This window comes from Pseudomonas sp. P1_A1 (assembly GCF_056406935.1).
Window position 1 is genome coordinate 205,526 of record NZ_JBFTZE010000009.1, and the last position, 12,956, is coordinate 218,481.

Annotated in this window: 13 protein-coding genes, 1 tRNA gene and 1 pseudogene; 7 read left to right on the forward strand and 8 right to left on the reverse strand. The window is 56.6% G+C overall.

The window, feature by feature from the left end:
• Window positions 1–69: 69 nt before the first annotated feature.
• The 7 genes and pseudogenes from AC1D2Q_RS15870 (at window position 70) to AC1D2Q_RS15900 (ending at window position 5,626) form a co-directional block, all read left to right on the forward strand.
• Window positions 70–1,287: an MFS transporter gene (locus AC1D2Q_RS15870; RefSeq protein ID WP_477813797.1), complete on the forward strand. Its 1,218-nt coding sequence runs from the start codon at window positions 70–72 to the stop codon at window positions 1,285–1,287.
• Window positions 1,288–1,389: 102 nt separating this feature from the next.
• Window positions 1,390–1,881 carry a hypothetical protein gene (locus tag AC1D2Q_RS15875; protein ID WP_305411148.1) on the forward strand — a complete coding sequence of 164 codons (492 nt, stop codon included), beginning with the start codon at window positions 1,390–1,392 and terminating at the stop codon, window positions 1,879–1,881.
• Window positions 1,882–1,885: 4 nt separating this feature from the next.
• Window positions 1,886–2,119, forward strand: coding sequence for a hypothetical protein (locus AC1D2Q_RS15880; RefSeq protein WP_019651144.1), 234 nt, complete (start codon window positions 1,886–1,888; stop codon window positions 2,117–2,119).
• A gap of 579 nt (window positions 2,120–2,698) precedes the next feature.
• Window positions 2,699–2,986 carry a putative quinol monooxygenase gene (locus AC1D2Q_RS15885; protein WP_018929562.1) on the forward strand — a complete coding sequence of 96 codons (288 nt, stop codon included), beginning with the start codon at window positions 2,699–2,701 and terminating at the stop codon, window positions 2,984–2,986.
• 216 nt (window positions 2,987–3,202) lie between these two features.
• On the forward strand, window positions 3,203–4,090 hold the full coding sequence (locus AC1D2Q_RS15890; protein ID WP_429540271.1) for a helix-turn-helix domain-containing protein: 888 nt from the start codon (window positions 3,203–3,205) through the stop codon (window positions 4,088–4,090).
• Window positions 4,091–4,536: 446 nt separating this feature from the next.
• Window positions 4,537–4,851: pseudogene (locus AC1D2Q_RS15895) on the forward strand (LysE family translocator); the annotation flags it as partial.
• Window positions 4,852–5,002: 151 nt separating this feature from the next.
• Entirely contained in the window at window positions 5,003–5,626 is a 624-nt protein-coding gene (locus AC1D2Q_RS15900; protein WP_477813798.1) for a glutathione S-transferase family protein, read from the forward strand.
• A 242-nt stretch (window positions 5,627–5,868) separates the two neighbouring features.
• On the opposite strand, the gene ychF is transcribed toward AC1D2Q_RS15900, so the two are convergent.
• The 8 genes from ychF to AC1D2Q_RS15940 form a co-directional block, all read right to left on the reverse strand.
• Window positions 5,869–6,969, reverse strand: coding sequence for a redox-regulated ATPase YchF (gene ychF / locus AC1D2Q_RS15905; protein WP_018929566.1), 1,101 nt, complete (start codon window positions 6,967–6,969; stop codon window positions 5,869–5,871).
• 22 nt (window positions 6,970–6,991) lie between these two features.
• Window positions 6,992–7,576 (reverse strand): aminoacyl-tRNA hydrolase, encoded by a 585-nt coding sequence (pth, locus tag AC1D2Q_RS15910; protein ID WP_477813799.1) that lies wholly within the window; start codon window positions 7,574–7,576, stop codon window positions 6,992–6,994.
• Between the two features lie 169 nt (window positions 7,577–7,745).
• Window positions 7,746–8,345 (reverse strand): 50S ribosomal protein L25/general stress protein Ctc, encoded by a 600-nt coding sequence (locus AC1D2Q_RS15915; protein WP_018929567.1) that lies wholly within the window; start codon window positions 8,343–8,345, stop codon window positions 7,746–7,748.
• 142 nt (window positions 8,346–8,487) lie between these two features.
• The gene (locus AC1D2Q_RS15920) at window positions 8,488–9,429 is read right to left on the reverse strand and encodes a ribose-phosphate pyrophosphokinase (protein ID WP_003171603.1); all 942 of its coding nucleotides are present in this window, start codon (window positions 9,427–9,429) and stop codon (window positions 8,488–8,490) included.
• A gap of 46 nt (window positions 9,430–9,475) precedes the next feature.
• Window positions 9,476–9,550 (reverse strand) — tRNA-Gln (locus tag AC1D2Q_RS15925).
• 37 nt (window positions 9,551–9,587) lie between these two features.
• Window positions 9,588–10,439 carry a 4-(cytidine 5'-diphospho)-2-C-methyl-D-erythritol kinase gene (ispE, locus tag AC1D2Q_RS15930; RefSeq protein ID WP_477813800.1) on the reverse strand — a complete coding sequence of 284 codons (852 nt, stop codon included), beginning with the start codon at window positions 10,437–10,439 and terminating at the stop codon, window positions 9,588–9,590.
• A gap of 2 nt (window positions 10,440–10,441) precedes the next feature.
• Complete coding sequence (gene lolB / locus AC1D2Q_RS15935; protein ID WP_477813801.1) at window positions 10,442–11,059, reverse strand: lipoprotein insertase outer membrane protein LolB; 618 nt, start codon at window positions 11,057–11,059, stop codon at window positions 10,442–10,444.
• Between the two features lie 4 nt (window positions 11,060–11,063).
• A complete protein-coding gene (locus AC1D2Q_RS15940) occupies window positions 11,064–12,788 on the reverse strand; it encodes a tetratricopeptide repeat protein (protein ID WP_477813802.1) in 1,725 nt (574 codons plus the stop codon).
• Window positions 12,789–12,956 lie beyond the last annotated feature (168 nt).

Genomic DNA, 12,956 nt, shown 5'->3' on the forward strand with positions numbered 1-12,956 from the left:
CGACTGCACCGAAAAATGGCACATTGACCGGCCTGCCTGTGCGCACCCATCCGCAGTACGGAAACTCTCATGGCCATCAGCAACGTTCAGTCCGCCACGACATCGGCGCCCGCCACTTCACAAAGCAGTCCGCTGGTCATGCGCATCATCGGCGCGGTGGCGCTGGCGCATTTGATCAACGACCTGATTCAGGCGGTGTTGCCGTCGATCTATCCGATGCTCAAGGCCAACTATGGCCTGACCTTCACGCAGGTCGGCCTTATTACCCTGACCTTTCAACTGACGGCCTCGCTGTTGCAGCCGTGGGTTGGTTACCACACCGATCGCCATCCCAAGCCCTGGCTGTTGCCGGCCGGCACCGTTTGCACATTGATCGGTATTCTGATGATGTCGGTGGTCGGCAGCTTCCCGATGATCCTGCTGGCGGCGGGGTTGATCGGCATCGGCTCGTCGACCTTTCACCCGGAAGCTTCTCGCGTCGCGCGACTGGCCTCGGGCGGGCGCTTCGGCTTGGCGCAGTCGACGTTTCAGGTGGGGGGTAATGCGGGCTCGGCCTTTGGGCCGTTGCTGGCGGCAGCGATCATCATTCCTTACGGGCAGGGTAATGTGGCCTGGTTCGGATTGTTCGCGCTGTTTGCGTTGTTCGTGCTGTACCGGATCAGCCGCTGGTACGCCAATCACTTGAACCTGTTCAAGCTCAAACAAGGTCAGGCAGCGACGCACGGTTTATCAAAGGGCCGGGTGATCAGTGCGTTGGTGGTACTGGGGTTGCTGGTGTTCTCCAAGTATTTCTACATGGCCAGTCTCACCAGTTACTTCACGTTCTACCTGATCGAGAAATTTGACCTGTCGGTGGCCAGTTCGCAGCTGCACCTGTTCCTGTTTCTGGGGGCGGTAGCGGCGGGGACCTTTTTCGGCGGGCCTATCGGCGACAGGATCGGACGCAAGGCGGTGATCTGGTTCTCGATCCTCGGGGTGGCGCCGTTTACGCTGCTGCTGCCCCATGTGGACCTGTTCTGGACCAGTGTGTTGAGCGTGGTGATCGGTTTCATTCTGGCCTCGGCGTTCTCGGCCATCGTGGTGTATGCGCAAGAACTGGTGCCGGGGAATGTCGGGATGATTGCCGGAGTGTTCTTCGGCCTCATGTTCGGTTTCGGTGGGATTGGTGCGGCGTTGCTCGGGCATTTGGCGGATATTCGCGGCATCGAGTATGTGTACTTCCTGTGTTCGTTCTTGCCGCTGTTTGGGGTGTTGGCTATCTTTCTGCCACGGACCAAAAAAGTCTGACCCGGAGCGCCTGCGGGCACCTGCAGCCGTGATTGCAATTTGCGCAAATCACTATCCTGGTGGACACTTCGCGCCTTTCTGGACTCGATAAGGACGCGAGCAGTGGAGTTTGACAGGAATCAATTTATCGCCAATCACGGCATTGTCTTCAGCGTCACCCGTTTCAGCATCACCCCCAGTGACCGGAGTGGCCTCAGGACGCTCCATTTCGGGGAGGCGAAATCGGCCCATTTTGAGGTCAGCAGTTTGCTGGTCGAGCTGTATGACAAGATGCTCGCCAAGGACCTGCCCTGCGTAATGATGGTAGGTATCTCCAGCCCGCTGACCCGCAAGCAGGGTGACCTGCTCAACGACCAGCGCATGAGTATTGCCAACGTTACCGCCGGGATCTTTATGGCGGCTGGCTCTAAAGTACCGGTTATTGGTCTCGCTGTCGGGCCAGCGGCCGGCTATTTTGGCCGAGAGTTGGTGAAGGGCAAGCTACCGACCTATCACGCTGGCGATATCATCGTCAGTCTGGACGCTAAAGTCAGCGGCGGCATCGGACCGCAGCGCTCGGTGTCTTCCATGATCATCAAGTCCCAAGGAACATAGGCCCATGAATCTCTACAGTCAGTATGCGTTGGCCTGTGTGGGGATGGTGCTGCTGTACACTTGCGTAAGGAGCTACGTACTCAGGAAATGGCTCGGTATTGCTCTGGTCGGTCTGGGCTTTGGCGTGATGTTTGTGCTGCCACCCTACATTGGCAGCATTGATGTCGGGATCTTTGCAATCGCGGTAGTGGGGGCGGGGTCTTCGATGTTCTTCAATCGGAGTAAGTACCGAGTGTGAACATCGCGGTGGCGGTTCCTGATAAAGGAGCCGCCGTAGCCTTTGTTGTGCTGGTTTTATCCACGAAAAAAGATGTCGCGTCCTGAATGAGGTTTATACCTGTTTCAGGATCCTCAAAATATTCAGCCGTTTCGTCAATTTCAGGCGGCGCATGCCATCGGCCGTCGCGCAAGAAAAACGCAAGAGTGACTGGAATCGTGCATTTTTAATCATTTTTAATCATTTTCATTTTTTCACTATATATATAGTAGTTGCTTCCATGGCGAATTCTTTGCGCCATATCGAATCTACACCAATAAGGAATTTACATAATAATCTCTAACGGAAGAGGGTTTTGGGCTAGCGCTGCGTGTCATGTGAAAGGAAAAGATTTTATTGATGCAGTCCAGGTCAAGCAATGGATTCAAGAACTTAGTGTTTTCGCTGGTCGGCTTGGCCATGTTAGATACGGGAACGGAACAGCAAATGAAAGCCTGAACATTCTTTTCGTATTCTGCGCATTTTGTTTGGCCGCCTCGTCAATCTACGGTTCCTGCAATCGACTTTTTTTTTGTAGTCAAATCCAACTGGAGAAGTAATATGTCCGTCAATCTCGTCATCAGCTTTAATGTAAAAGAAGAAAAGCTGCAATCGTTCAAGGACATCATGAACGACGTGAAGATCAATCTGCCGAAGGTGGACGGTTGCCAAACGGTCAAGATCCTCAACCACTTGGAGGATCCACTCGCGTTCACGCTAGTGGAAGCCTGGGATTCGCGTGAAATGCATGGCACCCACGTCGACCAGATGATCTCGAGCGGTCAGTGGAGCGTCATCGTCGAGCATCTGAGCAGTGCGCCGGTCAGCGGCTACTTCAGCGAAGTTTGATGCCGTAACGTCTGCGGCAGGGCGCGTGCGGCGAGTCCGGCCGCTTCCGACGCCATCTCGGGCATACACGCGCTATTTGCTGTTATGTATTTTCTGCTATTTTCCTGGATATCCTCTTCCGTCCCGAACGTCCTACACGCTTGGGCAGCAGCATGTCGCGCTGCTGGATACCGTCCTGTCCAAATGGGGCGGCCAATTTGTTGAGAAGCCATAGCAATGACACTCGAAGTAGTACCGGCGGCGCTTTATTCGATGCGCAACGTAAAGCCTATCCTCGCTGACGGTAGCTCGTCCATCCTCCATAAAACGCTTGAAACGAACCTGGAAAACAAGGCGATCTATATCGCCACGCCGTTGATCGTCTACATCAAGCAGGGCAAGCAGATTATTCGCGACTATGACGCCATGGCCAATGTCGTCGACGAGAATCATTTGATTTTCCTCTCCAAAGGCGTTTACACGGTATCGGACTACGTCACTGGCAGCGATATCTTCGAGGCGGTGCTGCTGTTTTTCGACGACAAGCTGATCGCCAAATACCTGTCGCGCGCGGCCGGCACAGGTAATTCGCATACGGACGGCCTGCAGAAAAACGTGCACGGCACTTATACCCTGCACGCCAATGAACAGATTCAGCGCTATATCGATTCGCTGAATTATGTCTACAAGGGCGCGGAGGGCTCCGACGCGCTGCTGGAATTGAAACTGCTCGAACTACTGCACCTGATCGCCATCCAGGACAAGTCCTTCCGTTTCCTGCGCGAGCTGTCCTGCGGCGGCAGCCGCAAACGCCGCCTCATCACCGACTTCATGGAGCAGTACTATTCGCACAAGCTGAAGATTGAAGATTATGCCCTGCTGACGGGACGCAGCGTGTCGACCTTTATCCGCGACTTCAGGCGCAGCTACAACACCACCCCGAACCGCTGGATCATCGAAAAAAAAGTCGACATCGCGCATCAGCTGTTGACGGCTAAAAATTATTCCGTCACCGACGCGGCTGCGGAGGTGGGATATGAAAATACCTCCCACTTCATCAAGGTCTACAAGCAACGGTACGGTGTCACGCCGAAGAAAGCCAAGACCTTCGCAGCGGAACTGTAGCGCGACAAGGCCCAAGCCCCCCGCTGCCGCGACAGGGTGTTGTTGGGCGTGGTTGTAGGCGCCGACTAAATTTTGACCCGGGTGGCCGATTCTGGCTGACCCAGGCTGAACCCAACCCCAGAAAAAGATCGACTCCGGAAGCCTCTGCCAAAAGTAAAGATTTCAATCCCGGACGCGTACTTTTTTGATGCGCAAACCATGACCGACTGTTTTCAACAGAGTCGGTCGATTCCGGCCTGCCACAACAGGCGGTTCCTGACCGAAAGCCCTCATCCATAATGCACGCGGCTGATTGCGTTAGAGTGTTTGGATGCGCTATTGGGGCAAGTCATTGCTCACGTTGAAGTCGAACGTATTCCCAGGGAGCGGATACCCAGTGCTGCGACCGCTGTATGACGTTTTGTCAGTCAATCTGTATCTAACGTTCCCCCTTTGACCACCCTACTATCGCAGCCTTGGTCTTGGCGGTTCCCTATGCGTATGACGCGCTGCGACTCGGCTGCGCGCGCTATCTGCTCTACCTTGCCTGGCAAGCGGTCAAGTCCAACACGCCGACCGCGGCAGCATGCTGGCGCAATCCATCGTGCTTGTTTTACGCAGATCGTCATTAGCGTGAGCGTCAACGCGCTGATTGCCGTCCTGGCTGGCCCCATCGCGACATTTCTCGCCAGCAGGCTCGTGTGGCAGATCGTGCAACGCTGGCTGATGGGGACGGTCCTCGCGGGCTAGCCGTGCGCATGGCCGTAGAAGGGCGGCGCTGAACCGGGCTGTTTGCGGTTGGTGCGGCGCGGTAAACCTGCGTCACCCGGATTTGAGAGCGGCCCCTGTGCATCGCGCCAGGCGCACTAGAAAAAGATCCGAGCGGGTTATCGAAAGCCCCTGACCAACCACCCTGAACGATAAGGACATGAAATGTTGCGCATATTGGGTAAGGCATCGTCGATCAATGTACGAAAGGTACTTTGGGCATGCGCCGAGATCGAAATCCCCTTTGAGCGAGAGGATTGGGGGGCTGGCTTCAAGTCGACGCGTACGCCCAAATTCATTTCGCTGAACCCCAACGCAACGGTGCCGGTGATCCTGGACGATGACTTCGTGCTCTGGGAGTCAAACTCGATCATTCGGTATTTGGCGTCTCGCTATAACGGAGGTCATTTTTACCCGGTCCAACCGAGAGCAAGAGCGCGGGTGGACCAATGGATAGACTGGCAAGCGTCGGACCTCAACAAATCGTGGACGTATGCCTTCATGTCGTTGGTCAGGCATTCGCCTGACCATCAGGACAGCAGAGCCTTGGCAGCCGCTTGCAGTCTGTGGTCAAGGCACATGGAGATCCTGAATCGACAACTCGAATCAACAGGAGCCTATGTCAGTGAAGACGGTTTTTCTCTCGCAGACATACCGATAGGCCTGTCGGTTAACCGGTGGTTTGAAACACCGCTCGATCATCCAGACTTTCCTGCTGTAAGTGCCTATTACGAACGGTTGAGTCGTCGACCTGGCTACCTCTTGCATGGAAGAAACGGGACTCCGTAATAGTTCAGCAGGGTGTCAGGCGGCGCCAGGGACATTTGTTCCCATTGCCTCCTCCACGGTCAACCGGCAGTTGCTGCAGTCGGCCAAGGGGGCGGTGGTCATGGCCGGCATGAACGCTGGTGTGCAGGCCGGTGGAGGCGCCGCGATCTACATGGGCTATCTGTTCTAGTCGCGCATAGCAGGTCGATATAACGCCCAAAAAAAAGCCGCGAATCAACGCGGCTTCTTCGATTCCAACAACGCTACACGTTGAAACGGAAGTGCATTACGTCGCCGTCTTTAACGATGTAATCCTTGCCTTCCAGGCGCCATTTACCGGCTTCTTTGGTGCCGGCTTCGCCTTTGTACTGGATGAAGTCGTCGTAGGCGATGACTTCGGCGCGGATGAAGCCTTTTTCGAAGTCGGTGTGGATCACGCCGGCGGCTTGCGGTGCGGTAGCACCGACGCGGACGGTCCAGGCGCGGACTTCTTCGACACCGGCGGTGAAGTAGGTCTGCAGGTGCAGCATTTCGTAGCCGGCGCGGATTACGCGGTTCAGGCCAGGCTCTTCGAGGCCCAGGGCTTCGAGGAACATGTCTTTCTCTTCGCCGTCTTCCAGTTCGGCGATTTCGGCTTCGATCTTGTTGCAGACCGGAACCACCACGGCGCCTTCTTCTTCGGCAATGGCCTTGACCACGTCCAGCAGCGGGTTGTTCTCGAAACCGTCTTCAGCGACGTTGGCGATGTACATGACCGGCTTGGTGGTCAGCAGGTGGAAACCGCGAATCACCTGCTTCTCATCGGTGCTCATGTTCTTCATCAGGCTGCGCGCAGGCTTGCCCAGGGTGAAGTGAGCGATCAGCTGCTCAAGCAGGCCTTTCTGGACCACGGCGTCCTTGTCACCGCCCTTGGCGTTACGAGCGACTTTCTGCAGTTGCTTCTCGCAGCTGTCGAGGTCGGCGAAGATCAGTTCCAGGTCGATGATTTCGATGTCGCGTTTCGGGTCGACGCTGTTGGAGACGTGAATCACGTTCTCGTCTTCGAAGCAGCGGACCACGTGGGCGATGGCATCGGTCTCGCGGATGTTGGCGAGGAACTTGTTGCCCAGGCCTTCACCTTTCGAGGCGCCGGCCACCAGGCCTGCGATATCGACGAATTCCATCGTGGTCGGCAGGATACGCTTGGGCTTGACGATGGCCGCCAAGGCTTCCAGACGCGGATCCGGCATCGGCACGATACCGCTGTTGGGCTCGATGGTGCAGAAGGGGAAGTTCTCGGCCGCAATCCCGGACTTGGTCAGGGCGTTGAACAGGGTGGACTTGCCGACGTTAGGCAGGCCGACGATGCCGCAATTGAATCCCATGGTGTTTCCCCTCGGGTAAGAGTCAGGCCTTCTGGCTGTGCAGGTTTTTCATCGCGCGGTTCCATTCCCCGGCGAGGATATCCGGCAGCACGCCGAGGGCAAAGTCGATGCTGGCATCGAGTTTTTCCTGTTCGGCGCGTGGCGCACGACCCAGGACGAAGTTTGAAACCATACTGGCAACGCCCGGGTGGCCAATGCCAAGCCGCAGGCGGTGAAAGGTATTCTGATTGCCCAGTTGCGCAATGATGTCGCGCAACCCGTTATGACCGCCATGGCCGCCGCCCTGTTTGAGCTTGGCAATGCCCGGAGGCAGGTCGAGTTCGTCATGCGCCACCAGAATCTCTTCCGGCTTTATGCGAAAGAAGCCGGCAAGTGCCGCTACGGCCTGGCCGCTGCGGTTCATGTAGGTGGTGGGAATCAGTAGACGAACATCCTGACCTTGATGCGAATAGCGCCCGGTCAGGCCGAAATATTTGCGATCGGCCACAAGGTTGACACCCTGTGCCTGCGCGATGCGCTCAACAAAAAGGGCCCCTGCGTTATGCCGGGTCTGTTCGTATTCAGCGCCTGGATTTCCCAGGCCAACGATCAGTTTGATGGCAGTCACGATAGGGGCCCTTCCTTGAAGTGGTGGATAACATCGCCGCCATCAGGGAGTGCGGCGAAAGTGGACGACAAGTGCTCATTTACCATTATGTAAACTCCGCGTTCTCGCCCGCTTTCTCGCTACGCTCTAGTCCGCGATGTTTCCGGTCACTCCGGCGTACAGAGTGAAATTACTCTGCAGCGCCTTCTGCAGCTTCTGGAGCAACACGTGGAGCGTGAACGTTGGCAACAGCCAGGTCGTTACCGTGAGCCAGAGCAACAAATTCAACGCCTTTAGGAGCGCTGATGTCGGACAGGTGAATGATCGAGCCGACTTCGGCGTTAGCCAGGTCAACTTCGATGAATTCAGGCAGGTCTTTCGGCAGGCAGGACACTTCGATTTCAGCAACAACGTGCGAAATCTCGCCGCCTTTCTTCACTGGAGCAGCTTCGTTGATGAAGTGCACTGGAACGATAGCGGTCAGCTTTTGGCCAGCAACTACGCGTACGAAGTCAGCGTGCATCACGTGGCCTTTGGCCGGGTGACGCTGCAGAGCCTTGATGATTACGTTTTGCTTGGTGCCGCCAACGTTCAGCTCGATGATGTGGCTGTAAGCCGCTTCGTTTTCGAGCAGTTTGGCAACTTCTTTAGCCAGCATGCTGATGGATTCAGGGGCTTTTTCGCCACCGTAGACTACAGCTGGAACCAGGCTTGCGAGACGACGCAGGCGGCGGCTCGCACCTTTCCCCAGGTCGGAACGCACTTCAGCATTCAGAGTAAAATCGTTCATGTTGTATCTCCAAAATAACCACATTCGCCCCAGCGTTTGCGACCAGCGCTAAAGGCGATATGGGCAAAAAAGCCCCGCCCCGACAGGAATGCCGGGGCGGGGCGCTTTTCGTCAACAGGATGTAATGAAAAGGGCAGGGCCCTTAACGGAACATCGCGCTGATCGATTCTTCATTGCTGATGCGGCGGACCGCCTCGGCAACTACCGGTGCGATATCCAGTTGGCGGATACGCGCACAGGCTTGTGCTGCAGCGGACAGCGGGATGGTGTTCGTCACCACCAGCTCGTCCAGCACGGAATTTTCAATGTTTTCGATCGCCCGACCCGACAGCACAGGGTGCGTGCAGTAGGCGAAAACCTTGGCAGCGCCATGCTCTTTCAAGGCCTTGGCCGCGTGGCACAGAGTGCCGGCGGTATCGACCATGTCATCGACCAGAATACAGGTACGCCCTTCGACATCACCGATGATATGCATCACTTCAGAGTGATTGGCTTTCTCACGGCGTTTGTCGATGATCCCGAGATCCACGCCCAGGGATTTGGCAACAGCCCGTGCACGCACGACGCCGCCAATGTCCGGGGACACGATCATCAGGTTTTCGAAGCGCTGATCTTCAATGTCATCCACCAGTACCGGGGAGCCGTAGATGTTATCTACCGGAATATCGAAGAAACCCTGGATTTGGTCAGCATGCAGATCAACCGTGAGAACACGGTCGATGCCGACTACGGTAAGCATGTCAGCAACGACTTTCGCGCTGATAGCCACACGTGCGGAACGCGGACGGCGATCCTGACGGGCATAACCAAAGTAAGGAATAACAGCAGTGATACGAGTAGCCGAGGAGCGGCGGAAGGCATCAGCCATCACTACCAGTTCCATCAGGTTATCGTTGGTCGGAGCGCAAGTCGGCTGAATAATGAAGACATCTTTACCGCGGACGTTTTCATTGATCTCGGCTGTAATTTCGCCGTCGGAAAACTTACCGACAGAGATGTCACCGAGAGGGATATGCAGCTGACGTACAACACGCCGAGCCAGATCGGGGTTAGCGTTCCCCGTAAAGACCATCATCTTGGACACGCGCAGTACCTGAAGGCTGAGGGTAACCTGGATGAGTATAGGAAAATGGCAGGGGCGGCTGGATTCGAACCAACGCATGGCAGGATCAAAACCTGCTGCCTTACCGCTTGGCGACGCCCCTGTATCTGTTGCTACGAGTACCCAGTACCCGATTCCTTTTAGAGCAGACTTTGCAGCTTGCGATGCAACATCGAAACGTTGCTTCCTTTTGCCACAAACCCTGTAAGGGTCTCTGTAAGAAGGGCCGAGACTTTATCAGCTTCAGCTTTGCTTGGGAAGCCCCCAAACACACAACTTCCAGTTCCGGTGAGTTTTGCTTCGGTAAATTTACCTAACAAATTCAAGGCGTTACGTACCTCTGGATAACGTCTTGCTACCACCGGTAAGCAGTCATTTCGACTGTTTCCCTTGGGAACGGGGCGCACTTTAATGGGAGGAGTGTTACGTGTCAACAGTGGATCTGAAAAAATTTCTGCTGTACTTACAGATACTTGCGGCACAAGCACCAGATACCACGGTTCCTCGGGTTCTACAGGTGTGAGTTTCTCTCCCACACCCTCGGCGAAAGCCGCGTGGCCACGCACGAAAACCGGGACGTCGGCGCCAAGCGTCAGGCCCAGCGCGGCCAGCCTGTCGTCATCCCAGCCCAGTTGCCAAAGATGATTGAGGCCCAGCAACGTGGTTGCCGCATTCGAACTGCCGCCACCGATTCCGCCGCCCATGGGCAGGATTTTTTCGATCCAGATGTCGATGCCCAGCGAGCAACCGGATTGCTCCTGCAGTTTTTTTGCGGCTTTGACGATCAGATTACTGTCATGAGGGACGCCAGCGAATTCGGTGTGCAACCGAATCACGCCATCGTCGCGAACGGCGAAGGTGATTTCATCGCCGTAATCGAGAAACTGAAAAATCGTCTGCAACTCGTGGTAACCGTCTTCACGGCGACCGAGGATGTGCAGCATCAGGTTGAGTTTGGCGGGCGAGGGCAGTGTCAGGCGTGGTGCAGTCATCTTCACTGCCCCAGCTTGCGCGGTTGCCAGTCCTTGATCACCAGCGTGACATCAAGGTCGGTGCCGTGCAGTTTGATCCGCTCGGGCAGCCAATAGCCGTTTTGCTCGGCATAACTGAGGTACTCGACCTGCCAGCCATCCTGTTCGAGATTGGCCAGGCGGCTGTCGACGTCCAGGGTCAGACGACTTTTGCTGTCCGGGGCCGGGAGACCGCGAACCCACCACGCCAGATGGGACACCGGCAATTTCCAGCCCAGTTGCTCTTCGACCAGGGCTTCTGGAGTCGATGCGTCATAACGGCCTTGATTGGCCACTTCCAGCGAGACTTTGCCGGGGCGCCCGGTCAAACGGGCCGCGCCACGACCCAGCGGGCCGGAGAGGCGGATGTCGTAATAATCCTGGCGCTGCAGCCAGAACAAGGTGCCGCTGCCCGAATCTTTCGGGGCGCGGATGCCGATCTTGCCGTTGATCTGCCAGCCATCGAGACCGGCCAGTTGCTGTTTATGCACGCGCCATTGGGCCGGGTTGCCGTGTCCCTCGACCGATTCACGGGCGCTGAAGCCCGCGCAGCCGGCGAGCAGGGCGATGAAGCTGAAAACGATAATGTGGCGCAAAAACATAATCTTAAAGAGTCTCTGATCCGGTCAGGCGCTTGATGGTGCTGCGCAGGGCAGGGCTGTCGGGCTGTTCCTTGAGGAATTTGCTCCAGACTTGTTTGGCTTCGCGTTGTTTGCCATTGGCCCACAGGACTTCGCCCAGGTGAGCGGCGACTTCCTGATCGGGGAAGCGTTCCAGTGCCAGGCGCAAATAGCGCTCGGCTTCGTCGAGGTTGCCCAGGCGGAAATTCACCCAGCCGAGGCTGTCGAGAACGGCCGGGTCTTCCGGGTTCAACTGGTGCGCCTGTTCGATCAGGGCCTTGGCTTCGACGTAGCGCGTGGTGCGGTCGGACAGGGTGTAGCCGAGGGCGTTCAACGCCATCGCATTGTCCGGGTCGCGTTTGATGATCAGTCGCAGGTCTTTTTCCATCTGCGCCAGGTCATTACGTTTTTCCGCCTGCATGGCCCGGGTATACAGCAGATTCAAATCGTCCGGATATTTCTGCAGGGCTTGCTGCAAGACTTTCCAGGCCTTGTCGCCCTGTTTGTTGGCCGACAAGGTTTCGACTTCGATCAGGTACAACTGGATCGCGTAATCGGGTTGCTCGTCGCGCTGGGCCGCCAGACGGCTTTGGGCTTCGGCGGTCCTGCCGTTGTTCATCAGAATATCGGCCTGACGCAATTGCGCTGGCAGGTAATCGTTGCCCGGCCCGACCTGGGCGTACTCGATCAGCGCGCCCTGGGGGTCGTTACGCTCTTCAGCGATACGCCCAAGGTTCAGGTGAGCTGAGTCGACATGGCTTTCCCTGGCGATCAAGTCTTCCAGATAACCTTTTGCTTCGTTCCAGGCCTTGGCTTCCAGGCAGACCAGAGCCAACGAATAACGCAGTTCGTCGTCTTCCGGGTATTGCTGCACCAGGCTCGAGAACTCGACCTTGGCGTCGTCCATGCGGTCCTGTTCGACCAGCATGCGCGCGTAGGTCAGGCGCAGGCGTTTGTCGTCCGGGTATTTCTTGATGCTTTTTTGCAGTAACGGCAAGGCTTCACCGCCACGGCTGAGCCCTTGCAGCAGGCGCGCGCGCAGCAGAATCGGCGCTATTTCGCCTTCTCCCGGCGGGTTGTCTTCGAGCAGGGTCAGCGCGCCTTTGGCGTCGCCATCCTGTTGCAACAGCAAGGCCTTGCCGAAAATCAGCTGGTTGTTGTGCGGATGGCGCTGCAGCAAGCGGTCGAAACCTTTCATCAGACCGTTGCGGGTCTCCTGGTCAGTATCGGCCGCGGACAGGGCAAGGAAGTCGAAATGGGTGTCGCCTTTGCCCTGCAGGACTTTTTCCATATAAGTCATGGAGTCGTCATAACGCCCGGCGCGGGCGAGTTGCACGGCCGCCGCCCGTTGCGCCTCCAGATCGTTCGGGGCGTTTTTTGCCCAGATCAGCGAGGTGTCGAGGGCCGCTTGATCAGCGCCCAGGTATTCGGCAATGCGAAATGCCCGCTCGGAGATGCCCGGATCCTGGGTGTTGATGGCCTGGGTCACGTAGTTGTCCAGGGCAATGTCGTAACGATTGCGCTGGCCTGCCAGTTCTGCGCTCAACAGGCTGAAGATGGTTTCTTCACTGAACGAGCTGTAAACCTTGGGCTTTTCAGGCGCCGGAGTGCTGTCTTCGACCGGCGGCGTACCGTCCGACGAAACGGGTGCCAAGGCCTGGCAGCCGCTGAGGAAGACAAAAGCAAGGAGCAACGCGGAAGATCTATTCATATAGGGAAGAGGACGACTAACCTGCGGTCGGATCATCATGACACAAGCCTTCGGCCAAACATAACCGCCCGGCCAATTTACCCGCACACGCAATCCCGGCAGGCCCGGCGCCGGTGTAAACGAGAACGGATCGCAGCTTCGGCAGCGTCAACCGGGACGATAGATATC

Bases quoted from the DNA above. Each gene is read 5' to 3' on its own strand.
- AC1D2Q_RS15870 (WP_477813797.1), top strand. From the start codon at position 70: ATGGCCATCAGCAACGTTCAGTCCGCCACGACATCGGCGCCCGCCACT.
- AC1D2Q_RS15880 (WP_019651144.1), top strand. From the start codon at position 1,886: ATGAATCTCTACAGTCAGTATGCGTTGGCCTGTGTGGGGATGGTGCTG.
- AC1D2Q_RS15885 (WP_018929562.1), top strand. From the start codon at position 2,699: ATGTCCGTCAATCTCGTCATCAGCTTTAATGTAAAAGAAGAAAAGCTG.
- AC1D2Q_RS15890 (WP_429540271.1), top strand. From the start codon at position 3,203: ATGACACTCGAAGTAGTACCGGCGGCGCTTTATTCGATGCGCAACGTA.
- AC1D2Q_RS15900 (WP_477813798.1), top strand. From the start codon at position 5,003: ATGTTGCGCATATTGGGTAAGGCATCGTCGATCAATGTACGAAAGGTA.
- ychF (WP_018929566.1), bottom strand. From the start codon at position 6,969: ATGGGATTCAATTGCGGCATCGTCGGCCTGCCTAACGTCGGCAAGTCC.
- AC1D2Q_RS15915 (WP_018929567.1), bottom strand. From the start codon at position 8,345: ATGAACGATTTTACTCTGAATGCTGAAGTGCGTTCCGACCTGGGGAAA.
- ispE (WP_477813800.1), bottom strand. From the start codon at position 10,439: ATGACTGCACCACGCCTGACACTGCCCTCGCCCGCCAAACTCAACCTG.
- lolB (WP_477813801.1), bottom strand. From the start codon at position 11,059: ATGTTTTTGCGCCACATTATCGTTTTCAGCTTCATCGCCCTGCTCGCC.
- AC1D2Q_RS15940 (WP_477813802.1), bottom strand. From the start codon at position 12,788: ATGAATAGATCTTCCGCGTTGCTCCTTGCTTTTGTCTTCCTCAGCGGC.